The organism is Streptomyces sp. NPDC107559, assembly GCF_055657365.1.
The window spans coordinates 222,842-245,760 of the sequence record NZ_JBVKBD010000011.1 but is presented as its reverse complement, the minus strand read 5'-3'; the positions used below and the strand labels follow the sequence as shown (position 1 = coordinate 245,760).

Sequence of the window (22,919 nt, the reverse complement as noted above, 5' to 3'; positions counted from 1 at the left end):
AAGGAGCATCGTGACCCGCTACTGCATCATCGGCGCCGGAGCCGCGGGCCTGTCCGCCGCCGACGAACTCACCCGGGCCGGCCACGAGGTGGTCTGCTACGAGAAGACCGACCGCGTGGGTGGCCATTGGCACACCGACTACGAAGCCCTCCACCTCATCACCTCGCGGGACACCACCCACTTCCGCGACTTCCCCATGCCCGACCACTACCCGCACTTCCCCCGACGCGACGAAGTCCGCGACTACATCGTCTCGTTCGCCGAGCACCGGGACCTGAACCGGTGGATCGTCTTCGACACGTCGGTGGAGACGGTCGAACCGGCCCCGGCGGCGGGCCGCCCTGGTGACGCCGGCTGGCTGGTGCGCACCTCCCAGGGTCTCACCGAGCACTTCGACGGCGTCCTGGTCGCCAACGGACACCTCTGGGACCCCAAGATCCCTCCCGTGGAGGGCACGTTCAGCGGCGTGCAGCTCCACTCCAGCGAGTACGACAGCGTCCGGGACCTGAGCGGGAACCGCGTCCTGGTGGTCGGCGCCGGCAACTCCGGCTGCGACCTCGCCGTGGACGTGGCCCAGCACCGCCTCGAGGCGGACGTCGTGATGATCCAGGGCCTGCACTTCCAGCCCAAGTCCTACTTCGGCCTGCCCCGCCAGCAGGTCGAGTGGCTCCAGCGGTTCAGCCCCGCCGAGCAGGACTTCATCAACCGGCTCATGTCCAAGGTGGTCCTCGGAGACCCCGTCGACTACGGGATGCCCGCGCCGGACGCGCCGACCCTCGCCGACGGTGTCACCACCGTCAACACGCTCCTCATGTACTGGATCCAGCACGGCCGCGTCGGCGTCCGCCCCGGCATCCGCTCCTTCGACGGGAACACCGTCCACTTCACCGACGGCGCTTCGGCGGAGTACGACAACATCCTGTGGGCCACCGGCTTCCACGTGCGGCTGCCGTTCCTCGCCGACGACCTCCTGCCCTGGGAGCGCGGCGTACCCCTGCGCCGGGCCGCGGGCATCCTCCCCGAGGGCACCAGCGGCCTGTACTTCATCGGTCTGACCGCACCCCGGGGACCGCAGCTGCCGATCTACGGCACCCAGGCGGCCGCCGTGGCCAGGATGATCACGCTGCGCGAGACCGGCCTCGACGTCGAGGAGCGCATCGAGCAGTTGCAGGAGACCGATACCCGCGTCGACATTGTGCGCGCCGACTGGGTCGAGCAGTTGGAGGACACCACGCGCCTGCTCGACGCGTTCGAGGTGGAGGGCCGCACCCGTCAGGAGGCCGTGACGTCCTGATCGGACACGCGGGAAAGAGGGGGTATCCGCCGTCACGGCGGATACCCCCTCTTTCGTTGCAGCCGGCGGTACGGGGATACGGCTCAGGCCGCGGCGCTCTGCAGTGACTTCAGTCGGCGGCAGGCCATGGCGACGAACTCGCGAGTCGCCCGGGACGGCAGGCTGCCGCTCCGGGTGATCACGGCGAACCGCTCCTCCTCCACCGGCGACAGCGGGGCGCAGTGCACCACGTCCGCGAACCGGGGCAGCCGGGTCAGCAGCCGCGACACCAGCGCGTCCCCGACCCCGCCCGCTGCCAGCTCGAGGGCCGCCGTCTCCAGCTCGACCTCGACATGCGGCCGCTGCGGCACGCCCGCGGCACGGGCGCGGGCCAGCAGCGCCCGGCGGATCGGGTCCCGCTCGCGCAGCCGCGCACCGGACAGCACCAGCCGCCGTACGGCCAACTCGTCGATGGTCACGGGCCGTCCGGCACGGCTGGGATCGGCGCTCGCGCACACGACGGTGTCGACGAGGACCGGCTGGGTGACGGACAGGCCCGAGACGTCGACGGGCAGGCGCACCAGGCCCGCTTCCAGGTCGCCGGCCCGCACGAGGTCGACGATGTCCGCGGACTCCAGGCCGACCAGGCGCATGCCCACCTCGGGGTGGCGGACGCCGAACTCCTTGGCGACGGTGTCGAGCACATGCAGGTGCACGCTGCCGGACGCGCCGAAGGAGACCTGCTCTCCGGGTGCGCTGTCCGCTCCGCGGATCTGCCGGGTCAGCACATCGACGCTGTGAACGGTTTCCCGCGCCAGCGGGATCAGCCGGCGGCCGATCTCGGTGAGCTGCAGTGTTCGGTTGGTCCGCACGAAGAGCGGGCCGCCCAGGGTGCGTTCCAGGCGGCGTATCTGCTCCGACAGGCTCGGGGCGGCCACCAGCAACCGCTGGGCGGCCGCCCCGAACGACCCGTGCTCGACTGCGGCGAGGAAGTACTCGAGCTGCCGCAGGGTAGGACGAGCGGGCACGCGTTCCTCCTCGGTACGGGTGCGGCCCGACCGCGACCACCTCGGGAGGGAGGAGTTCACGGCCGGGCCGCAGATGGGTCAGGCGCCGGCGCCGGCTTCGGCGACAGTGGCGGTCTCGGTGGCGGGGGAGCTGTTGCGGCGCATGTGCTCGTCGATGATGTCGAGGATGGTGCCGACCACACCGGGGGTCAGGTGGTGGCCCATGCCGGGGACGATCACATGCTTGGCACCGGGGATCGCGGCGGCGGTCGCCTTGCCGCCGGTGGGCGCGACCATGAGGTCACGGTCGCCGTTGATGATCAGGGTCGGCGCGGTGATGCCCCGCAACTCCTGCGTCCGGTCGCCGGACTTCTGGATCGCGGCGATCTGCCGGGCGTCACCGGTACCGGCGAGCACACCGGCACCGCGGGCCCACATGCGCTTGGCCCAGGTGCGCTCCTCCGCCTCGTCGAAGGGGAACTGCTTGGACGCGATGTGCCCCAGCATGGACACGTGCGAGTCGGCGAACGCCTCGGCGCTGCGGGGGACCGGGCGCAGCAGTCGCGGCAGTGTGGACGTCGCCGGCTGTCCCACCTTCTTGTTGCCGGTGGTGGAGACCAGCGAAGTGAGCGAACGGACCTTGTCCGGGTGCCGGGCGGAGAGCGTCTGGGCGATCATGCCGCCCAGCGAGATGCCGAGGGCGTGGACGCTGCTCAGGCCGAGGTGGTCGATGAGACCGGCCGCGTCCTCGGCCATGTCGCCGATGTCGTAGGCGTCGTCGGGGGCCTTGGCCGTCAGCATCTGCCAGCTCGTGGGCACCTTGTTGTCGACCAGGGGGGTCGAGCGGCCGCTGTCGCGGTTGTCGTAGCGGATGACGTAGTAGCCGCGCGAGACGAGTTCCCGCACCATCGCCGCGGGCCACGACGTCAGTTCCAGGCCCAGCCCGGGCACGAGCAGCAGGGGTTCGCCCGAGGGGTCGCCATTGGTGCGGTAGCACAGCGTGATGCCTCGGCCGACATCGCAGAACTGGTCCTCGCTGTCGCCCGGCAGGTGGCCGGCCGCCTCGGTCTGGGCGGGCGAGCGGTACTCCGCGGCGACCTGCACCGTCTCGAAGCGCAGGTTGGGGTCGGCGACGTCACCGTGGCGCAGGAGCTTGACGTCGCCCGGGTAGCTCATGGACATCAGCCACGGGAACTCCTCGCCCTGACGCGGCTGTTCGTCGATCACCCGCTGGATGTAGCCGGCGCTGAAGTTCATCAGGGGCCGGGTGCTGCCGCCCTCGGGGAAGACCGGACGCACCGTGTTGTAGCCCAGCTCGTCCATATGGGCGAGCAGTCGGGTGAAGTGCTCGCACAGCAGGCCGACCTTGAGCGTCCACGAGCCGTGCGTGTAGCCGATGAGGAAGGCGAAGTTCGGCACGCCGGAGAGCATGTTGCCCTTGAACGCGACGGTGTCGGGCAGGTGCACGGGCTTGCCGTCGACGCTCAGCGTCATGCCGCCGAAGAGGCGCACGTTGAGCCCGGTCGCGGTGATGACGATGTCCGCGTCGAGGTGCTCGCCCGAGGTGAGCTGGATGCCGGTCTCGTCGAAGGTGTCGATGGTGTCGGTGACGACCGACGCCTTCCCGTCCTTGATCGCCTGGAAGTAGTCGCCCTCGGGGGCCGCGCACAGCCGCTGGTCCCAGGGCTTGTACGGCGGGTTGAAGTGCGTGTCGACGGGATAGCCCTTGGGCAGCAGTTTGCTGTTCACCCGGCGGATGTACCGGCGCATCGCCCTCGGGAAGCGCTGGGCGGTCTGCCAGGTGATCGCCTCCATCTTGATCTGGAACTTGCGCGTCCGCGCGTACGCCTTCGCGGGGCCGGACAGCTTGCGCAGCGTCTGCGCCACCGGGTCGCGCCGGGGCACCGGCATCACGTACGTCGGGGTGCGCTGCAACTGCACGACGTGGGCGGTCTTGTCCGCCATGGCCGGGATGAGGGTGACGGCGGTGGCGCCACTGCCGATCACCACGACCTTCTTGCCCGCGTAGTCGAGGTCCTCGGGCCAGTGCTGGGGGTGCACGATCGTGCCCTGGAAGCGCTCGCGCCCGGCGAGCTGCGGGGTGAAGCCCTCGTCGTAGTTGTAGTAACCGGTGCCCGCCAGAAGGAAGTTCGTGGTCAGCCGGATGCGCTTCCCGCTCGCGCCGTCCTCGATCTCGAGCAGCCAGCGGGCCTGCTCGGTTGACCAGGACGCACTGATCACTTTGTGCCGGTAGCGGATGTGCTGCTCGACGCCGTACTTGGCGGCGACGCCCCGCACGTAGTCGAGGATCTGGTCGCCGCCGACCAGGACCGTCTCCTCCAGCCAGGGCTCGAACTCGTAGCCGAAACAGTGGTGGTCGGAGTCGGAACGGATGCCCGGGTAGCGGAAGAGGTCCCAGGTGCCGCCGGAGGCCGCGCGGGCCTCCAGGATGGCGAAGTTCTTCCCGGGCAGCCGTGACTTCATGTAGTAGCCGGCTCCGATGCCGCCGATGCCGGCACCGATGATGAGGACATCGAAGTGCTCGGGTTCGACGGCGGCGGTGTCGGACGCGGTCGGCTTCGTGGACGTGTCTGCGGGCATAGGGCGCACCCCTGTCGGTGTCTGGCGGTGTCGCGGATCACAACGGGCGTTCACTGTCCGGCCACCGGCGCCCCTGTGTCGACGCAAAGATGCATCGGAATCAGGGCGCTGGTGGTGCAAACTGCCCTGCCTGTGTGTGGCATGTGCAGGGCGTAAGCGACTGTGTCCTCAGAGGTGGCGTGTGCCCGTGCAGCCGGAGAACCCGCCTGGCGGCCAGGAATAGGGGGTCGGTGCACTTCGCACCACTCGCGCGCAGAAGGCGGTGCACATCGCCATCGCTCCTTCGGTGTGCCCTCCGTCACCATCTAGCAACTCCGCATAGAAGCGGCCCGGACGGCACTTTCGCTCGCTTCCGGCCGTGCGGTAGGCGCACTGGAGACGCCGCCCGGCCCACGGGGCCATGGCGCGGCGCGAGAGGTAGGAACCACCATGGGCAACTTCACGGGAAAGGTCGCCGTCGTCACCGGCGCGGGATCCGGCATCGGGCAGGCGCTTGCCGAGGGACTCGCCCGGCGTGGAGCACGGCTGGCGCTGTGCGACGTGAACGAAGAGGGCCTCGCGGAGACGGCGAAGCGGATTCCCGGCACGGACGTGTACACGGCCAGGGTCGACGTCTCTGACCGGAAGGCCGTCGCCGCGTTCGCCGAGGACGTCAAGGCGCACTACGGCGTGGTCCACCAGATCTACAACAACGCCGGCATCGCCCCGGTCTCCGCGACCGTACTCGAACAGGACTACCGCGAATACGAGCGCACGCTCGGCGTGAACCTGTGGGGTGTCATCCACGGCACCAAGGAGTTCCTCCCGCACCTGATCGAGTCGGGCGACGGCCATGTCGTCAACATCTCGAGCCTCAACGGCCTCATGGCCGAGAGCGGCATCGGACCGTACGTGACGTCCAAGTTCGGCATCCGCGGCTTCACCGAGACCCTGCGCATCGAGATGCTCAAGGAGCGCCGGCCCGTCAAGGTCACCGTCGTCCACCCCGGCGGCGTCAAGACCAACATCACCGCCGAGTCGCACCTCGAGGGCGCGAGCGAGGAGGAGCGGCGCCGCGCGGAGATCTACGAGCAGCAGCTCTACAAGACGACCCCGGCCCAGGCCGCCGACGTGATCCTCAAGGGCGTCGCCAAGGGCAAGGGCCGTATCGGCTTCGCCCAGACCACCTGGGCCGACCCGCTGGTCCGGCTGTTCCCCGCGTCCTACCCGCGCATCGTGGTCTACCTGGAGCGCCGCATCTTCGGCGCGTGAGAGCGACTCCCCAGCACCGCCTGCGCATCCGCAGACCCGCGAATCCGCAGTGTTGCTGAACCCCCAACCCCGAACGACCCCACCCACGGCGACGCGGACCCCACGCCGACGAACCGGTTCACCATCGGCCCCGCACCAGTCGGGAAGCACGAACGGAGACGCCCCATGGCGGACCACACCGCGCACCACACCTCCCAGCCATCACGGTCCCTGTCCCGTTGGGCGGCCACCGTGGCTTACGCCCTGCTGCTGTTGTCCACCCAGATGCTGTGGCTCACCTACACCCCGGTCACCACCGACGCCGCCCACAGCTTCGGGGTGTCCGAAGGCGCGGTCGGTGACCTGTCCATTCTCATACCCGTCTTCTACGTCGTCCTCGGCATCCCCACCGGCCGTCTGCTGGACTTGCACTTCAAGCCCGCCCTGGCCATTGGCGCGGTGGTCACGGCGCTCGGCGCGATCCTCCGGTGGGCCGACGCCGACTCCTACACGTGGGCCCTCGTCGGCCAGATCACGCTGGCCCTCGGCCAGTTGCCCATCGTCACGGCGATCACCAAGTTCCCCGCCCGGCACTTCGACGCCAGCCAGCGCACCGCCGCCATCTCGCTGCTGAGCGCCTTCCAGTTCCTCGGCATCCTCGTCGCCTCCGGCAGTGGCAAGGCGCTCTACGACGCGGGCGGGCTCTCCCTGCTCGTCGGATTCCAGGCCGTCCTGACCACCGTGGCCGCGGTGGCGTTCCTCGCCCTGCTCTCCGTGCCGTCCCGCTTTTCGGTCGCAGCGACCGACAAGGTGAGCGTCCTGAAACTGCTGCGCGACAACAAGGCGTTCGGACTGCTCACCATCCAGGTGACGGCCGGCTTCGGCATCTTCAACGTCCTGGCCACCTGGCTCGACAGCATCGAGACCCACCAGGGCAACGCCGACCTCGGCGGAATCATGGTCCTGGCCCTCACCCTCGCCGGCATCGTCGGCGCGGGCGTCCTGCCGACTCTGGCCGCCCGCCGTGACCAGCGCCGAGAAGTGCTCCTGATCTCCTCCTTCGGCGTCATCGCCTGCGTGCTCGCGATGACGGTCGTGACCCAGCCGGCCATCCTGGTGGTCATCAGCGCGGTCCTCGGCTTCTTCCTCCTGCCCGGCATGCCGCTGGTCTTCGACTGGTCCGAGATCGTGGTCGGAGCCCGCCACGCCGGCATCGCACTCGCGCTGGTCCTGGTCGCCGCCAACGTCGGCGCCACGCTCTACGGCTTCATCGTCCAGCCGTTCATCGGCAACCCGGTGGCCGCCCTGCTGGTCCTGGTCGCCCTCACCCTGCCGTGGACCTTCGCGGCCTGGCGCACCCGGCCCACGACGGCACTGACCGTCCCGGCGTAACGCCTTCCGCGCACCCCCATTCCTGCAACCTCACTCCCGTAACCCCTTTCAACAGCACGAGCCGCAGTACGAATCGGAGCACCACCATGGCCACCCTGTCCGTCGCCGCCATCCTCGCCGAGAACGCCCGCAGGCGTCCCGACAAGACCGCCCTGATCGAGGGCGACCTGAGGCTCGGCTTCGCCGAGGTGTGGCGGCGGGCCCTGGCACAGGCCGGCGCCCTCACCGCGCTCGGCGTCCGGCCCGGGGACAGGGTGGCCCTGATGGCACCCAACACCACCGAATTCCCGGTGGCCTACTACGCGATCACCGCCGCAGGAGGGGTGGTCGTCCCCGTGCACCTGCTGCTGTCGCCGTCGGAGATCGAGTATGTCCTGAACGACAGCGGCGCCTCCCTGCTCCTCTGCCACCCGGCCCAGGCCGAAGCGGCGGGCGCCGGAGCGCGGGCCGCCGGGGTCCGACTCGTCGCTCTGGGAACGGAGTTCGACACCCTCGCAACCGAAGCCGAACCCCTGCCCTCCTACGTGGCCAGGCAAGCCGACGACCCGGCCGTCGTCTTCTACACCAGCGGCACCACCGGCGTCCCCAAGGGCGCCGTACTCAGCCACCTCAACCTCGTGATGAACGCGACCACCAGCGCCTTCGACGCCCTCGGCATCGACAGCGCCGACACCGTCCTGGGCGCGCTGCCCCTCTTCCACGCCTTCGGACAGACCGTGTCGCTCAACGCCACCTGGCGCGCCGGCGCGACGCTCGTCCTGCTGCCCCGCTTCGACCCGGCCCGCGCCATCGACCTCATGGTCGAGGAAGGGGTGAACACCTTCCACGGCGTACCCACGATGTACGTCGCCCTGGCCGCCGCGGCGACCGAAGCTGCCGCCCTGCCCCGGCTCCGCCTGTGCGTGTCGGGCGGTGCCTCCCTGCCGGTCGCCGTACTGGAACGCTTCGAAGCGGCCTTCGACGCACCCGTCCACGAGGGTTACGGACTCTCGGAGACGTCCCCTACCGCCACCGTCAACCAGCCTGCCTTCGGTACCCGTCCCGGCACCATCGGTCACCCCCTGTGGGGCGTCGACGTCGAGATCGCGCGCGCCGACCTCGAAGGCCGCATCGAACTCCTTCCCGTCGGCGAGCTCGGCGAGGTCGTCGTCCGCGGCCACAACGTCTTCTCCGGCTACCTGGGCCGGCCCGAGGCCACCGCGGAGGCCCTGGTCGACGGCTGGTTCCGCACCGGCGACCTCGGCACCAAGGACGAGGACGGCTTCCTGCGGATCGTCGACCGCAAGAAGGACGTGATCATCCGCGGCGGCTACAACGTGTACCCGAGGGAGGTCGAGGAGGTCCTGGTCCGCCACCCCGGAGTCGCCCAGGTCGCCGTGATCGGCCTGCCCGACGACCTCCACGGCGAGGAGGTCTGCGCCGTCGTCGTGCCGGCCGAGGACGCGGCGCCGGACGCCGGCCCGGAGATCATCGAGTGGTCCAAGGAGCACCTGGGACGGTACAAGTACCCGCGCCGGGTGGAGTTCACCGACAGCCTGCCGCTGGGCCCGAGCATGAAGGTCCTGAAGCGGGAACTGCGGTCGCGCTACGGGGCCACCCCCACGCCGATGGGCGGGTGATGCCACCGAGCGCCTTGACGGTTCATGCCCGGGGACGTCGTCCTCGGGCATGCCCGCGAGAGCGGCTGTGGTTCATCCGGCGTTGATGACCACCGCCTTGACCTGGGTCCAGTCCTCCAGATAGTCGGGGCCCATGGAGCGGCCGAAGCCGCTGTGCTTGTAACCGCCGAACGGGGTGCCGATCGATCCGTTCGGACCGCCGTCGCCGACCGTGTTGACGGCGACCTGGCCGGCCTGGACCCGGCGGGCGAGACGGACCGCACGGCCGATGTCGCTCGTCCAGACGGTGGCGGTCAGTCCGTAGCGGGTGCCGTTGGCGATCGCGACCGCCTCCTCCTCGTCCTCGTAGGTCAGCACGGACAGCACCGGGCCGAAGATCTCCTCCTGGGCGATGCGCATGTCCGGGGCGACCCGATCGAAGAGGGTCGGCTCGACGAAGTAGCCGTCGTCGAACGGGTCTCCGGTCAACTTGCCACCTCCGACCACCACTTCGGCACCCTCGGCGCGGCCGATCGCCAGGTAGTCGAGGACCCGCCTCTCCTGCCGGGCGTTGATCAGGGGGCCCATGTCCACCGCCTGGTTCCACAGTCCGACCCGTACGGCGCCGAACGCTTGCGCGACCTCGGAGACGAGCCGGTCGTGGAGCGAGGAGTGCACGAGGACACGGGAACCCGCGGCGCAGACCTGGCCGCTGTTCATGACGATGCTGCGCACGATCGCGGGAACGGCCTTGTCGAGGTCGGCGTCGGGCAGCACGATCTGCGGGGACTTCCCTCCCAACTCCAGTTGCAGGGGGATGAGGTTGCGGGCGCAGGCCTCCATCACGGCGGTGCCGGTGGCAGGGGAGCCGGTGAAACTCATCTTGCGGACACCGGGGTGGGCGGGCAGCGCGGCGCCCGCCTCCGAGCCGTATCCGGTGACGACGTTGAGCACGCCGGGCGGGATGCCCGCCTCCTGGGCGAGGCGGGCCAGGTAGAGGGCGGTCAGCGGGGCGTCCTCCGCCGGCTTGAGGACGACGGTGTTGCCGGCCGCGATCGGGGCCGCAGTGTTGAAGACGGTCATTGGGCCGGGCGCGTTCCACGGGATGATCGCGCCGACGACGCCGTACGGCTCGCGCAGAGTCAGGCCCAGCACCTCGGGGGAACGGGTCGGCAGAGTGTCGCCGAACACCTTGTCGGCCTTGCCGGCGAGATAGGTGAGCCGGGCCGCGATGGGAGAGGGGCCGACCGGGTGGCCGACCTCCATCGCCTCGAGGCGGTTGATGTCGTCATCGTGTTCGCGTACCAACTCAGCCCAACGGTAGAGGAGTTCGCCGCGCGTGGCAGGGCTCGTGTCGCGCCAGGCGGGCAGCGCCCGCTCGGCGGAGCGTACGGCGTCGTCGATGTCCTCGGCCGTACCGCGCGGGACGCGGGCGAGTGGCGACCCGGTGGCGGGGTCGACGACGTCGAGCAGGGCCTTGGAACGGGCGGGAACCCACTCGCCGTCGATCAGGTGTGTGCCCTCGGGCAGCAGCGCGGCGATGTCGAGCGGGACGGGGACGGCAGTGGTCATCGTGGTCCTTGAGGGAGGGAGGGGGCCGCCGGGTCAGGCGGTCGAGGCCTTGAGCTCGTCGTAGCGGTGGCAGGCGACGGCGACCCCGTCGCGGTCGGTGAGTCCGGGCCGGAGCGTCCGGCAGAGGTCCTGGGCGAACGGGCAGCGCGGGGCGAAGTCGCAGCCCTGCTCCGTACGTCCCGAGGGCGGGGCGGTGACAGTACGTCGTCGCTCCAGTCGGCGGCGGCGCTGGACCTCGGGGTCCGGGACCGGGGCCGCGGCGAGCAGTGCCCGGGTGTAGGGGTGTGACGGACGGTCGGCGACCTGACCGGCGGGGCCGCGTTCGACGACCCGGCCGGCGTACAGGACGACGATGGTGTCGCTGAGGTGGCGGACCACGGCGAGGTCGTGCGAGATGAACAGGTAGCTCAGGCCTCGGCTGCGCTTGAGCCGGGCCAGCAGGTTGAGCACCTGCGCCTGCACGGAGAGGTCGAGGGCGCTGACCGCCTCGTCGCACACCACGAATTCCGGCTCCATCACCAACGCCCGTGCGATGGCGATGCGTTGGCGTTGACCGCCGGAGAACGCAGCCGGGTAGCGGTGGGCGGCGCCCGACGGCAGGCCCACGTCGGCCAACGCGGCCGCCACCCGCTCCCGGACGGTGTCCTCGGGCAGTCCGAGGTTGTGGCGCAGCGCCTCGGCGAGAGTGTCGCCGACAGTGTGCGCCGGGTTCATGGAGCCGTACGGGTCCTGAAAGATCACCTGCATCCGGCGGGCCAGCAGTCGGCGGTCGGTACGGGTGCCGTGGGTGATGTCGGCGCCGTCGAACGCGACACGACCGCCCGTCGCCGGGACCAGCCCGAGGATCGCCGAACCGATCGTCGACTTCCCCGAGCCGGACTCGCCCACGAGTCCGACGGTCTCGCCGTGCCGTACGGTCAGATCGACTCCGCGCACGGCGTGTACCGCTTCCGAGCGGCGGCCCGGCCTGCGGTAGGAGACGCTCAGGTCGCGCACGTCGAGAAGGGCCGTGTCCCTGCCCGGCAACAGGGTGGCACCCTCGGTGTGTTCAGTCATGGGCCACTTCTCCGATCAGCTCGACGGGCCGGATGCACCGCGCCGAGCGCTCCAGGGCCGTCAGTCGGGAGATGACGACGGGCTTCTCGCGGCAGGCGTCGGTCACGCGCGGGCAGCGGTTCTGGAAGTGGCAGCCCACCGGCCACTCGGGCGGCGGCGGCACCGCGCCCTCGACGGCGGGCAGGGGCTCGCCCGGCACCGCGTGGTGTGGGTCTGAGCCGAGCAGGCCCGCGGTGTAGGGGTGAGCCGGGGCGGTGACCAGTGCGGTGACCTCGGCCTCCTCGACGACCTCGCCGGCGTACATCACCACGGCCCGGTCGCACAGGTCGGCGAGCACGCCCCAGTCGTGTGTGATGAGGACGACGGCAGTGCCGTTCCTTCCCAGATCCCGCAGCAGATCCAGGATCTCGGCCTGGACGGTCACGTCGAGTGCGGTGGTCGGCTCGTCGGCGATGACGAGAGCGGGGTCCCCGGCCAACGCGGCGGCGATGCCCACACGTTGGGCCATGCCACCGGACAACTGGTGCGGGTGGCTTGCCGCGACCCGGGCCGGATCCGGCAGTCGCACCAGCTCGAACAGCTCCAGAGCGCGCTGCCGGGCCTCCTTCCGGGTGCAGCCGGTGTGGACCCGGACGGCCTCCGCCACCTGGGCGCCCGCCGTGAACGACGGGTCCAGGCTCGCGATCGGGTCCTGGGAGATCCATCCGATACGGCGACCCCGAACCCGGCGGAGCGAGGCGGAATCGGCCCGCGCGAGGTCGTTCCCCTCGAACCGGATGGTGCCGGACACGATCTCTCCGCCCGCGGGAAGCATGCCCAGCAGTGAGGTCGCCGTGACGGTCTTGCCGCAGCCGGTCTCGCCGACGATGCCCAGCACCTCACCGGCGCACAGGTCGAAGGAGACATCGCGGATGACGTCGGTCGGTGTCCCGTCGATGAGCAGCGCGACGGTCAGTCCGCGCACCGACAGCAAGACGTCCTCGGCGGGTTCCGCCACCGCCGTGACAGAGGTCCTGGGCACCTTCGGAAGGGACTGCCGAGCCGCACGACGACGGGACGGAGGCTTGTCCGCCGGGGGCGCGTACCGTTCGGCCAGGGTGTCGCGCAGGCCATCACTGAGCAGCCCGAGCGCCAGGATGAAGCTGATGATCATGAAGCCGGAGGGGACCAGGAGCCACGGGTCGGTGCCGATGTTCTTGGACGCCTCGGCGATCATGTTGCCCCAGCTGGCCTCGGTGGTGCCCAGCCCGAGGAAGCCGAGCCCGGTCTCCAGGAGCACGGCGTAGGCGCCGTACACCGAGGCCTGCACCAGTACGACCCCGGTGACGCGGGGCAGGACGTGCCGGCGGATGATCACCCGGTCCCGTATGCCGCTCGCGACGGCGGCCCGGACGTACAGCTCCTCCTTCACCCCGAGGGTGGCCGAGCGCACGACCCGGGCCAGCAGCGGGGCGCCGAGCAGGCCGTTGGCGGCCATGGCGGCGCTCTCCTCGTTCGTGAACACCGAAAGGACCACGAGAAGCACGATGATGACGGGGACGGCCGATACCAGATCGGCGGTCTTGAGAACGAGCCGGTCGAACCAGCCGCCCCGGTAGCCCGCGACCATGCCCGCCGGGACACCGAGCGTCAGATACACCGCCAGTGTGACGATCACGCCGAGGAGCGTGACCTGGCCGCCGTGCATCAGCCGGCTCAGCACGTCCCGGCCCAGCTCGCCGGTACCCAGCCAGTGCGCGCCGCTCGGGGGGCGCAGCGCCGAGGTCAGATCCTGTTCGTCGGTGCCGTAGGGGGCGATCCAGCCGGCGGCTAGGGTAACCAGGAGGACCAGCAGCAGGTAGGCGGCGGAGACCACCGCAGCGGGCTTGCGGACGAACCGGGCGGCGAAACCGGACGGCCGGGCCTCCGGCCGCCCCACCGCACGAGCGGTCCCCGCGCTCTTGAGCTCGGTGCCCTTCATGTCCGCACCTTCGGGTCGAGCATCGTGTACACCACTTCGATCAGTAGATTGATCAGCATCACGGTCACCGTGAAGACGAGGGCCACGCCCTGGACCATCGGGATGTCCTGAGTGGTCGCGGCGGTCACGGCCAGCCCGCCGAGGCCCGGCATCACGAAGAGGGTCTCCGCGAGCACGGTGCCGCCGAACAGCGTCACCACGACGACACCCAGCACGGTGACGATCGGCGCGGCCGCGTTGCGCAGCACGTGCCGGAAGACCACCGACCGCTCCGGGATGCCACGCGCCCGCAGCACGCGGACGTATTCGCGGTCGAGCTGGTTCAGTACGCCGTCCCGGGTCTGCTTGGCGACGGGCGCGGTGGCCGGCACACCGAGCGTCAGGACGGGCAGTACCAGCGACTGAAACCATTGCACCGGAGAGTCGGTGAAGGGGACGTATCCCGTGGCCGGGAAGACGGGAAGCTGCACGGCGAACGCGGTCATCAGCACCAGGCCGAACCAGAAGTTGGGCACCGCGAGACCGACCAGCGAGACACCGTCCACGGCACGCCCCAGCCGCCCGCCCCTGAGGGCGCTGAGGACACCGAGCGTCACTCCCGCGACCGCGGCCACCAGGATCGCGCCGCCGATGAGCGAGACCGTGACGGCCAGCCGGGAGGTGAGCTGGTCACTCACGGGCACGCCCGAGGTGAGAGAGGTGCCCAGGTCACCGTGAAGGGCACCGGTCAGCCAGTCCCAGTAGCGGACCGGCAGCGAGTGGTCGAGTCCGAGCCGGGCGTCGAGTGCCTTCACCTGTGCGGGGCTCGCGTTCGCGCCCAGGATCGTGCGGCCGGGGTCGCCCGGAACCAGGGTGGTCAGGACGAAGGTCAGAACGGTCACGCCGAACACCACGGGGACGGCGCCGACGAGCCAGCGGAAGAGGATCCTGTGCATCTCACCTCACTGTGTTTCCTGGGCCGGGTGGCTCCGGCCACGGCGGGAGCCACCCGTGGTGCCTGACTACTTGGTCGCGTAGAAGGCGAGCGGGCTGGCGAACGGGGCGCCCGCGCTGACCTTGACGCCGCCGGTGCCGGGACGGACGTAGTAGTTGACGGGGGTGAAGGCGACCGGGGCGAACCAGGCGTTCTCCACCAGGTACTCCTGCATCTGCCGGTCCAGCCCGGCCCGTTCGGAGGGTTCGGCGGCGGCCGCCTTGTCGAACAGACTGGTCAGTTGCGGCGACGTGCTGCCGAAGCCGTTGAAGACCTTCGAGCCCGGCATGAACAGGTCCAGTCCCTCCAGGTACATCGGCTCCTCGGTGAAGCCGCCGGAGACCGCCGGGTACTTGTGGTTGGTCTGGTTCTCCACGAAGGAGGTGATACTGGTGACGGCGGTGACCTTCGCCTTGATGCCGACCTTCTCCAACTGGCCGGCGACGGCCTGGGCCATGGTGTCGAAGCCGACGAACGTGGCAGCGAGAACGGGGAGTTCGAAGCCGTCGGGGTAGCCTGCCTCCTTGAGCAGTTCCTTCGCCTTCGCGGGGTCGTAGGTGTAGTGGCCGGCGAGGTCCTCGGAGTAGCCGTCGCCGCCCTTGATGACGGTCTGCACGGTGGGTGTTCCGCTCGCGCCGAGCAGCGCCTTGGTGACGGCCTCGCGGTCGATGGCGTAGTTGATCGCCTGCCGCACCCGCACGTCACCCAGCGGCTTGGACACCTCACCGTCCCGGTCGATCAGGCTCAGCCCCTGGAGGATCACGGGCAGACCGACGGTGCTCATGTCCGCGGATTTCGCGGAGGCGGCGGAGGTGTAGTCGCCCTTGTAGACGTCGATCTGACCGGTCTTCATGGCGTTGATCGCGGTCTGGCCGTTCTGCACGATCCGGATCACGATCTTCTTGTAGCTCTGCCGCGACTTGTCGTAGTAGGCCGGGTTGGCGGTGTAGGTGTAGTGGTCGCCCGCCACGCTGTCGGAGGGCGAGTAGACGTAGGGGCCGGCGCCCTGGCTGGCCTTGGTCGGGGTCAGGTTCGCCGGGTCGGCCAGGCCCTTTGGGCTGATGATCTGGCCGATGCCGTACGACTGGGTCAGCAAGGTCGGCAGGATCGGGTTCGCGTCGGCGAGCTTGATGGTGAGCCCGAGGTCGCCCGTGGTCTCGATCGTCGCGTCGGTCAGATAGTGGGCCTGATTGCCCTGCGCCTTCTTCGCGTACTCCAGCGATGCCTTCACCGCGTCGGCCGTCACGGGTGTGCCGTCTGCGAACTTGACGCCGGAGCGGAGCGTGACCGACAGCTCTTTGTTGCCGGTGCCGACGTACTTCCAGGACGTGGCGAGCGCCGGCTCTACCGTTCCCTCGGGGGAGAGGTAGAACAGCGACTCGTACGACAGCATCGTGAAGTCGACGAAGCCCAGGTCGATGCCGCCGGGGTCGAGCGACGGCGGGGCCTGCTGTTCGGCGACGGTGAGGGTGTCGCCGGCGACCTTCGTGCCGCTGGTGGAGCCATTGCCACCGGCGGCGGTGCCACCAGCGCCTCCGCCGCACGCGGCGAGCGTGAGGGTGAGCGCGGTGCACAGGGCGGCGAGGCCGCCTCCGGAACGGATGGACCGGCGCGCTCTCGGCGCGGCCGGTCGGGGCGCGGCGTCGTGGGACGTCATTGTCTCTCCTTGCTCTGAGCCGGACGGGCGTGGCCGCGGACTCGGGCGGGATAAGGACGGGCTCCGCCCGCCCTGGAGGGCGGCTCCGCGCGGCTCGGCGGAACGCCATGAAGGGCAGGGACGTGAGCGGCCTGAGAGGCGTCTTCCGGATCTCGACCTCGGGAGTCTCGTGTGCCGGTGGCGTCCTGTGGGGTGTCCGCCTGCGCCTGTTCTGCGGGAGTGGGCGAGTCGGCCGACGGGCCGAGGAGGGAGTGATCGCGTCGCGTGGACCACCGCGCGGCCACGGCCGAGGGCCGTGTGGGGCAGGCGGTGACTGGTGAGCGGCGTCGAACCGGAGGTGCTCCCGCTGCTCGCGAGGGTGGTGCTCAGGGGTACTGCCGCACCGGGGGCTGGCCGGTGGACCGGGACGGGGCGCCTCGGTGCTGTAACCCTGCTGAAACGGTGCGGCGGTGTCTACAGCTCGTGCAAGACCAAGTTGGTCACGGATCCGAAAGATAAGCGTGCGGGCCCCGCGATGTACAGATGCGGCCGCCGCGGCGTGGGCGCCTCACCGGACCGGAAGCCCGACTGCCTCAACCCAGCAGGCCGTGCAGCGAGTTCGCGGTCGCACGGACGAGGTCGGTCCAGCCCAGGAGCGTCTCGCGGGACTCCAGGTACGTGATGGCGGAGATGCTGACGCCGCCGATGACCGCACCCTTGGCGTTGCGGACCGGGGCGCCGATGCAGTGCACGCCGAGTTCGTTCTCCTCCTCGTCCAGGGCGAACCCCCGCTCGCGCACCTCGGCGAGGTCGGAGCGCAGGGCGTCGAGGTCGGTGAGGGTGTGCTCGGTGCGGGCCGCCAGGCCCACCCGCTTCGTCAGCTCGGTGAGTTCGTCGTCGCCGAGGCCGGAGAGGATGCACTTGCCGATCGACGTCGCGTGCAACGCCAGTTGCATGCCCACGCGCGACGAGGTCTGCACCGGCTTCGGGCCGGCGACCTTGATCAGGCAGGTCGCGGCGTCCCCGGTGCGTACCCCGAGGTGCACGGTGTTGCCGACCCGCCTGCTGAGGACTTCGAGTTCCGCGCGCATCACCTGGTCCTCCTCGCAGCCCTGGGTGACGCGCGCGGCGAGGGCCCTCAGCCTTGGGCCGGGTCCGTAGCCGCCGGTGCCGTCGGAGGCGAGGAAGGACGTCGTCACCAGGTTGTTCAGGATGCGGTGCGCGCTGGCCTTGGGCACCCCCGCGGCCGCCGCGACCTCGCGGAGCCGGTGCGGGTAGCCGGGTGCCACCGCGGCTTCCAGCAGGTTGAGCGCCTTGTCCGTGGCGTTTCCCGCGAGCGAGCTGCGTCCCCCGCGGCCGCCCGCCTCTGAGTTCTCTGAACTTTCGATCCCGGCCATTGACAGGCTCCCGTCGCACAGTTTCACTGAGGAACGTTCCACTAAAGGATACGTCATTCTGCGTAATGGAACGCCCGGAGTGGTGGGGCCGGAGGGCTGCCGGCACCCGCCCCGGAGGACCCCGGGCTTCTGCGCGAGACCCACCGAGAGGACAGCACACCGTGCCGGAGAAGGTCCACAAGGTACGCACCACGCCGGAACAGATGGCAGAGATCGAACAGCGGTGGATCGACGAGGTCCGGGAGGACCAGGAGCTCACCACCTTCGGTCTCTACCCACAGCCCTCGCGCGAAGGCGCGGACGCCCAGGGCAGCTACCAGCTCTACCTCCCGCCGCAGTACGAGACCGAGCCGGAACGGCGATTCCCTGTCATCTACTGGCTGCACGGCGGGTTCGGCGACGCCCGTCAGGGTGCGGACATGGTCGCGCGCATCGACAAGGCGATCCAGGACGAGGTCATGCCGCCCGCGATCGTCGTGATACCGCAGATCCTGCCGATCGGCTGGTACGTCGACTCGAAGGACGGCACCCGCCCGCTGGCCCAGATCACCGCCTTCGACCTGGTCCACCACATGGACTCCACCTACCGCACCGTCCCCGAGGCCGCCGCGCGCACGGTCGAGGGCTTCTCCATGGGCGGCTTCGGCGCCCTGCACCTCGGCCTGAAGTACCCCAAGATCTTCGGGAAGGTGTCCGCGGTCGCCCCCGCGATCCTGCGCGATCTCAAGGACGAGCCCGAGGACCGGGTCAACAACACCTACTTCGGCGACCAGGAGTACTACGACCTCTGCCACCCCTGGAGCCTGGTCCTGGCCAACGCCCCCGAACTGCGCCGCACCAGCCAGGTCCGGCTGCTCTCCGGCCGCCTCGACACCCGCCTCGCACCCACCATCCGCGACCTCGACGTCCGATTCACCGAACTCGACGTTCCGCACGACTTCTTCGAGTTTCCCGACGCCGACCACGAGTACGCGGACATCATGGACGGCTACGGCGACAAGTACTACGCCTGGTGGCGCACCGCCTGACGCGGAATCCCACGGGACGTCACCTGGGCGGGCGGCCCGATGCCGTGGGCTCGATGCCGCCGCTGAGCAGTGCCGCACTTTTCCGTTCGGCAGACGGAACGGCTGGAACCGGGCCCGCCGGGCGACCTCGACGGCTGCCTTCTCGCCTGTCTTTCACGGCAGTCGCGGCGCAGGCGTGGCCGCGCTGCAACACAGGCGCCCAGGCGTCCCCGCTCACCACAGTCGGCTGTTCCCGGACCATGACTGAGTCCTCCTGGAAAGAGAATCCGCATGACCTCTCCGTGCCCGACAGTGCGCACCGGGCACGGCCTGGTCTCCGGGACCGAGGCCCGCCTGCCCGGCGTCACGGTGTTCAAGGGAGTGCCGTACGGGGCGAGTACCGCAGGCCCGAACCGCTGGCGCCCGCCGGTCCCACCCGGCCGTTGGGAGGGGATCCGGCCGGCCGGCGCCTTCGGCCCCATCTGTCCCCAGCCCCCTTCCGACCTCGCCGACCCGTCACTCCCACGCGGTGAGGACTGTCTGAACCTCACCGTCTGGACCGCCGCCGGGCAGCCGGACGCGTGCCTCCCCGTCCTGGTCTGGCTGCACGGCGGTCGCTTCCTCTACGGCTCTGGAGCCGACCCGCAGTACGACGGCTCCGCCCTCGCCGCCCGGGGCCTGGTGGTCGTCACCGTCAACAGCCGTCTCGGCGTGCTGGGTTACCTCGCCACACCGGAACTGAGCGTCGAATCGGCCGACGGGACCTCCGGCAACTACGGCCTGCTCGACCAGATCGCCGCCCTGCGCTGGGTGCGGAGCAACATCGCCGCCTTCGGCGGCGACCCCGACCGGGTCACGATCGCCGGGCAGTCGTCCGGTGCCGCGTCCGTGATGGACCTCGTGTACTCCCCGCTCGCAGCCGGCCTGTTCCACGGCGCCGTCGCGGAGAGCGCCGTACTGCACCCCGGGGACCCGGCGATCGCCACCCTCGCCCCTTCCCACCGCACCCTCGCGCGGGCGGAGCAGGACGGCGTCGCCTACGCACACGAGCGCGGCGCCGACACGTCACGGCAGCTGCGCGCCCTGCCGGTCGACGTGCTGGTGGAGGGCAGCGCGGCCGACGATCCCCACATCCCGGGCACTCCGCCACCCCCGCTGTTCCGGCCGGTCGTCGACGGACGGGTGCTGCCCGACACCTACGCCCGCGTCCTGGCCGCCGGCGCCCAGAACGACGTACCGCTGCTCCTCGGGAACAACCGTGACGAGAGCGGAGCGGGACCGGCCGTCGCGCTGACCGTCGAGGAGTACCGACGCAGAGCGGCCGGCCGGTACGGGGACTTCACGGCCGAGTTCCTGACGCTGTACCCGGCGACGACCGACGCCGCCGCGAGCGCACAGCACACCCTCGCCCGCGCCGACTCCGCGCGCACCAGCACCCATCTGTGGGCCACGGAGTGGGCGAACGGTGCCCGGAGCCCGGTCTTCACCCACTTCTGGACCCGCACCCCGCCCGGCCCCGAGGGCGCGGCGCGCGGGGCGTTCCACGGCTCCGAGATTCCCTACCTCCTCGGCTCCCTGCACCAGCTGGACCGGCCCTGGACCGAGGCGGACCGGCACACCTCGGCTCTCATGACCGCCTACCTGGCCAACTTCGCGGCGACCGGCGATCCCAACGGTCCGGATCTGCCCGCCTGGCCCACGACCCGCCCCGACCGGCCCGAGGTCTTCGAGACCGGTCACGGCTGGGCCCCGATCCCGCTGGCCGAGCCCGCGCGGACGGACTTCCACCGCCGTTTCCTCCGGGCACAGACCACCACCTGGTGAGCCCCACCTCTCGCTCACCGCTCACCGAAAGGCAGCAAGACCGTGCGACTGAAACCGCTGACCAGCCTCACCTTCGAACAGACCGACCTCCTCGAAACCATCGTCGGACCAGGAGTCGAGCCCCCGCCACCCTTCCTCGTCTGGGCGCGCAACATGGAACTCGCCCACTGGGTGGAGAACCTGGGCGCCTACTGCCGCAACGACTCGCGCTTCCCGCAGCGGCTGCGCGAGCTGAGCGTGCTGATCGCCGGACGCCACTTCGACAGCCAGTCCGCCTGGAACGCCCACATCCAGCAGGCGGTCGCGGAGGGCATCCCGGTCGAATGCCTGGAGCGCCTGGCACGAGGCGAGGACCCTCGGTTCGAGGCCGAGGACGAGCGTGTCTTCCACGCCTTCGCCCACGAGATGCTCCACGACCACTTCGTCACCGACGAGACCTACGCCCAGGCACTGGCGCTCTTCGGGGAAGAGGGAGTGCTGGACCTGATCGGCTGCATCGGCAGCTTCTCCATGTCCGCCATGATGCTCAACACCTTCCGCGTCCCGCTGCGGCCGCACCTGCCCCGCCCGTTCGCCGACGTGGACGGCTTCCGCAAGGTCGCCGGGAGCGAGGCCTGATGCCGCGACCGCCGCAGCAGATGCTCGACGGACTGCTCGACCAGGAGGACATGGAGAGCGCGGCCCACCGCTTCGTCCTCGGCGGCCCCTTCGGCGCGGAGCCGCCCGACGCCTCCGCCGCGCGCCTCACCCACTTCGCCGACGCCGGCGGACTGCTGGTCGAGACCTCGCACAGCTACGCCGAGGGACGGGCCGAGGAGGCGATCGGGCGCTGGCTCCGCAGAAACCCCGGCACACTGGGGGTGGCGACCAAGGTCGGCCACGACTTCACCGGCGCGGACATCCCGCTCGCCCGTGACACCGTCCACGCCCATGTTCGGGCTGCGCTGCGGAGTCTGGGCGTGGAGACCATCGACGTCCTCCTCTACCACTGCGACGACCCCGCCCGGCCCGTGGCCGAACTCGCCGACACCCTGGTGAGCCTCATCGAGGCCGGACACGTCCGTCGCGTCGGCGTCTCCAACTGGTGCCCCGAGCGTCTGTCCTCGCTCGCGACCGAACTGGCCGGACGAGGACACACACCGGTGGCCAGCTACCAGTTCAGCCTCGCCGAACCCGACCCGGCACTGCTCGGCGGCAGCCTGTACGCGGACGGCGCCGTCCTCGACGTCGTCCGCGCACAGCGGTTGCCGCTGCTCGCCTGGTCGGCGCAGGCCCGCGGCTATTTCGCACGTGGTGAGCCACGAGAGGTCAATGGCAGGCCGGACCCGTACGACACCCAGGGCAACCGTGCCCGACGGCAGCGTTGCCGGGAACTTGCCCAGCAATTGGGTACCCGGCCCGAGACCGTGGCCCTGGCCTGGACCCTGCAGCAGGCGCAAGTGTGGCCGTCCATCGGTCCCAGGACGACGGACCAGATCGACCGCTCGTTGGAAGCCCGCCGTCTCCGCCTGACGGCCGCCCAGGCCTACTGGCTCCGGCACGGCCGGTGAGGCCCGCCGCAGCTCGGAGGGGACGCAGCGGCTTCCCACCACTCGACCGCTGCGCCTCCAGGAAGACCGGGTCTGCTCGGTGACCGTAGACGCGAACTTTATGGCGATCAGGCCACGCCATCGCCAACGTGGCCCTGGCTGCTCTCGGCCGCGATTTCGCCGGGGAGATCTCCGTGCGGGCGTACTGCGGGTGTACTGGGGGTCGCAAGTGCAGGAAGGCTGAGCGCCGGTGGCCGCGTTGGCCGGAAGGAGAATTCGCAGGTCGCCGCCTGCCTCGTCTGTGCTGCCGCCGCGGACACGTCTTGGTGGACCGGGACCTGTACATCTCGCGCTCGTGGGCCTCCGGACCCGACCGCTGCCGGGTCGACGGACTCGAGGAGGACACCGCGTTCGCGAGCAGATATGTCACCGTAAGGATCATCAGCAGAGAAGCGGCATCGGACCCCGACCGCGCACGGACGCGCACCAACGTCCGCCGTCCGCACGCAGCGTCCCGGCAGAAGAACCGGCGGACCTGCAGGCAGAGGACCACCTGTCGTCCCGCACTGGGCACGTCGGTGGGAAACCGCAGGTAGGAGCTGTGTATCCGTCGTGAATGACTTCCGCAGTCCGGACACGCCGCCCCGGTCGCCGTACCGCGGGCTTCGATGCGTATCGCCTCGCTGTTCACTTCCATCGACAGCACCGCCACGTCCGCGATCGCCGGGAACAACAGCTCCTTCAGGCGGAGCAAGGTCTCTTCCACGACGCTGAACTGTCGGTTACAGCCAGGTCGACGCTGATCATTTTCAGGCAACTTCCGGGAGGCCGATCCGAGCGTCTCCCGTCACTCAGCGTGTCCCG

16 protein-coding genes and 1 pseudogene are annotated in these 22,919 nt (G+C 70.3%); 8 read left to right on the top strand and 9 right to left on the bottom strand.

The features are described 5' to 3' along the window. Positions 1-10: 10 nt before the first annotated feature. On the top strand, positions 11-1,294 hold the full coding sequence (locus tag ACZ7OY_RS29700; RefSeq protein WP_471914240.1) for a flavin-containing monooxygenase: 1,284 nt from the start codon (positions 11-13) through the stop codon (positions 1,292-1,294). 83 nt (positions 1,295-1,377) lie between these two features. Here the strand turns inward: ACZ7OY_RS29700 and ACZ7OY_RS29695 are convergent, their stop codons facing one another. Then, positions 1,378-2,301 carry a LysR family transcriptional regulator gene (locus ACZ7OY_RS29695; protein WP_471914239.1) on the bottom strand — a complete coding sequence of 308 codons (924 nt, stop codon included), beginning with the start codon at positions 2,299-2,301 and terminating at the stop codon, positions 1,378-1,380. Positions 2,302-2,379: 78 nt separating this feature from the next. Then, positions 2,380-4,881, bottom strand: a complete 2,502-nt coding sequence (locus ACZ7OY_RS29690) for an alpha/beta fold hydrolase (protein WP_471914238.1) — start codon at positions 4,879-4,881, stop codon at positions 2,380-2,382. Between the two features lie 429 nt (positions 4,882-5,310). Here ACZ7OY_RS29690 and ACZ7OY_RS29685 point away from each other — a divergent pair, with 429 nt between their 5' ends. The 3 genes from ACZ7OY_RS29685 to ACZ7OY_RS29675 all read left to right on the top strand — a co-directional run bounded on the left by ACZ7OY_RS29685 (position 5,311) and on the right by ACZ7OY_RS29675 (position 9,122). Beyond that, positions 5,311-6,132 carry an SDR family NAD(P)-dependent oxidoreductase gene (locus ACZ7OY_RS29685; protein ID WP_471914237.1) on the top strand — a complete coding sequence of 274 codons (822 nt, stop codon included), beginning with the start codon at positions 5,311-5,313 and terminating at the stop codon, positions 6,130-6,132. Between the two features lie 165 nt (positions 6,133-6,297). After that, complete coding sequence (locus ACZ7OY_RS29680; protein WP_471914236.1) at positions 6,298-7,503, top strand: MFS transporter; 1,206 nt, start codon at positions 6,298-6,300, stop codon at positions 7,501-7,503. An 86-nt stretch (positions 7,504-7,589) separates the two neighbouring features. Then, on the top strand, positions 7,590-9,122 hold the full coding sequence (locus tag ACZ7OY_RS29675; RefSeq protein ID WP_471914235.1) for a long-chain-fatty-acid--CoA ligase: 1,533 nt from the start codon (positions 7,590-7,592) through the stop codon (positions 9,120-9,122). A gap of 72 nt (positions 9,123-9,194) precedes the next feature. Here the strand turns inward: ACZ7OY_RS29675 and ACZ7OY_RS29670 are convergent, their stop codons facing one another. From ACZ7OY_RS29670 to ACZ7OY_RS29645, 6 genes are all read right to left on the bottom strand, one after another. Further along, a complete protein-coding gene (locus ACZ7OY_RS29670; protein ID WP_471914234.1) occupies positions 9,195-10,673 on the bottom strand; it encodes an aldehyde dehydrogenase family protein in 1,479 nt (492 codons plus the stop codon). Positions 10,674-10,706: 33 nt separating this feature from the next. Further along, positions 10,707-11,729: an ABC transporter ATP-binding protein gene (locus tag ACZ7OY_RS29665; RefSeq protein ID WP_471914233.1), complete on the bottom strand. Its 1,023-nt coding sequence runs from the start codon at positions 11,727-11,729 to the stop codon at positions 10,707-10,709. Next, the gene (locus ACZ7OY_RS29660; RefSeq protein ID WP_471914232.1) at positions 11,722-13,689 is read right to left on the bottom strand and encodes a dipeptide/oligopeptide/nickel ABC transporter permease/ATP-binding protein; all 1,968 of its coding nucleotides are present in this window, start codon (positions 13,687-13,689) and stop codon (positions 11,722-11,724) included. Before ACZ7OY_RS29660 ends, ACZ7OY_RS29665 begins: the two co-directional genes overlap by 8 nt. Continuing rightward, complete coding sequence (locus ACZ7OY_RS29655) at positions 13,686-14,624, bottom strand: ABC transporter permease (RefSeq protein ID WP_471914231.1); 939 nt, start codon at positions 14,622-14,624, stop codon at positions 13,686-13,688. The genes ACZ7OY_RS29660 and ACZ7OY_RS29655 overlap by 4 nt, the downstream gene beginning before the upstream one ends. A 66-nt stretch (positions 14,625-14,690) precedes the next feature. Then, on the bottom strand, positions 14,691-16,319 hold the full coding sequence (locus ACZ7OY_RS29650; RefSeq protein ID WP_471914230.1) for an ABC transporter substrate-binding protein: 1,629 nt from the start codon (positions 16,317-16,319) through the stop codon (positions 14,691-14,693). 572 nt (positions 16,320-16,891) lie between these two features. Further along, positions 16,892-17,695 carry an IclR family transcriptional regulator gene (locus ACZ7OY_RS29645; RefSeq protein ID WP_471914229.1) on the bottom strand — a complete coding sequence of 268 codons (804 nt, stop codon included), beginning with the start codon at positions 17,693-17,695 and terminating at the stop codon, positions 16,892-16,894. 161 nt (positions 17,696-17,856) lie between these two features. On the opposite strand from ACZ7OY_RS29645, the gene ACZ7OY_RS29640 reads away from it, so the two are divergent. From ACZ7OY_RS29640 to ACZ7OY_RS29625, 4 genes are all read left to right on the top strand, one after another. Continuing rightward, positions 17,857-18,723: an alpha/beta hydrolase gene (locus ACZ7OY_RS29640; RefSeq protein WP_471914228.1), complete on the top strand. Its 867-nt coding sequence runs from the start codon at positions 17,857-17,859 to the stop codon at positions 18,721-18,723. Between the two features lie 270 nt (positions 18,724-18,993). Further along, complete coding sequence (locus ACZ7OY_RS29635; protein ID WP_471914227.1) at positions 18,994-20,526, top strand: carboxylesterase/lipase family protein; 1,533 nt, start codon at positions 18,994-18,996, stop codon at positions 20,524-20,526. A 42-nt stretch (positions 20,527-20,568) separates the two neighbouring features. Then, positions 20,569-21,144, top strand: a complete 576-nt coding sequence (locus ACZ7OY_RS29630; RefSeq protein WP_471914226.1) for a carboxymuconolactone decarboxylase family protein — start codon at positions 20,569-20,571, stop codon at positions 21,142-21,144. Continuing rightward, a complete protein-coding gene (locus tag ACZ7OY_RS29625) occupies positions 21,144-22,076 on the top strand; it encodes an aldo/keto reductase (protein ID WP_471914225.1) in 933 nt (310 codons plus the stop codon). Before ACZ7OY_RS29630 ends, ACZ7OY_RS29625 begins: the two co-directional genes overlap by 1 nt. Positions 22,077-22,578: 502 nt before the next feature. Here the strand turns inward: ACZ7OY_RS29625 and ACZ7OY_RS29620 are convergent. Further along, a pseudogene (locus ACZ7OY_RS29620) lies at positions 22,579-22,752 on the bottom strand (transposase family protein); the annotation flags it as partial. Between the last annotated feature and the right edge of the window lie 167 nt (positions 22,753-22,919).

What these genes read in the sequence shown, in the direction of transcription:
- ACZ7OY_RS29625 (WP_471914225.1), top strand. Translation starts at nt 21,144, where the DNA reads ATGCCGCGACCGCCGCAGCAGATGCTCGACGGACTGCTCGACCAGGAG.
- ACZ7OY_RS29680 (WP_471914236.1), top strand. Translation starts at nt 6,298, where the DNA reads ATGGCGGACCACACCGCGCACCACACCTCCCAGCCATCACGGTCCCTG.
- ACZ7OY_RS29655 (WP_471914231.1), bottom strand. Translation starts at nt 14,624, where the DNA reads ATGCACAGGATCCTCTTCCGCTGGCTCGTCGGCGCCGTCCCCGTGGTG.
- ACZ7OY_RS29685 (WP_471914237.1), top strand. Translation starts at nt 5,311, where the DNA reads ATGGGCAACTTCACGGGAAAGGTCGCCGTCGTCACCGGCGCGGGATCC.
- ACZ7OY_RS29645 (WP_471914229.1), bottom strand. Translation starts at nt 17,695, where the DNA reads ATGGCCGGGATCGAAAGTTCAGAGAACTCAGAGGCGGGCGGCCGCGGG.
- ACZ7OY_RS29675 (WP_471914235.1), top strand. Translation starts at nt 7,590, where the DNA reads ATGGCCACCCTGTCCGTCGCCGCCATCCTCGCCGAGAACGCCCGCAGG.
- ACZ7OY_RS29635 (WP_471914227.1), top strand. Translation starts at nt 18,994, where the DNA reads ATGACCTCTCCGTGCCCGACAGTGCGCACCGGGCACGGCCTGGTCTCC.
- ACZ7OY_RS29650 (WP_471914230.1), bottom strand. Translation starts at nt 16,319, where the DNA reads ATGACGTCCCACGACGCCGCGCCCCGACCGGCCGCGCCGAGAGCGCGC.
- ACZ7OY_RS29690 (WP_471914238.1), bottom strand. Translation starts at nt 4,881, where the DNA reads ATGCCCGCAGACACGTCCACGAAGCCGACCGCGTCCGACACCGCCGCC.
- ACZ7OY_RS29660 (WP_471914232.1), bottom strand. Translation starts at nt 13,689, where the DNA reads ATGAAGGGCACCGAGCTCAAGAGCGCGGGGACCGCTCGTGCGGTGGGG.
- ACZ7OY_RS29670 (WP_471914234.1), bottom strand. Translation starts at nt 10,673, where the DNA reads ATGACCACTGCCGTCCCCGTCCCGCTCGACATCGCCGCGCTGCTGCCC.
- ACZ7OY_RS29665 (WP_471914233.1), bottom strand. Translation starts at nt 11,729, where the DNA reads ATGACTGAACACACCGAGGGTGCCACCCTGTTGCCGGGCAGGGACACG.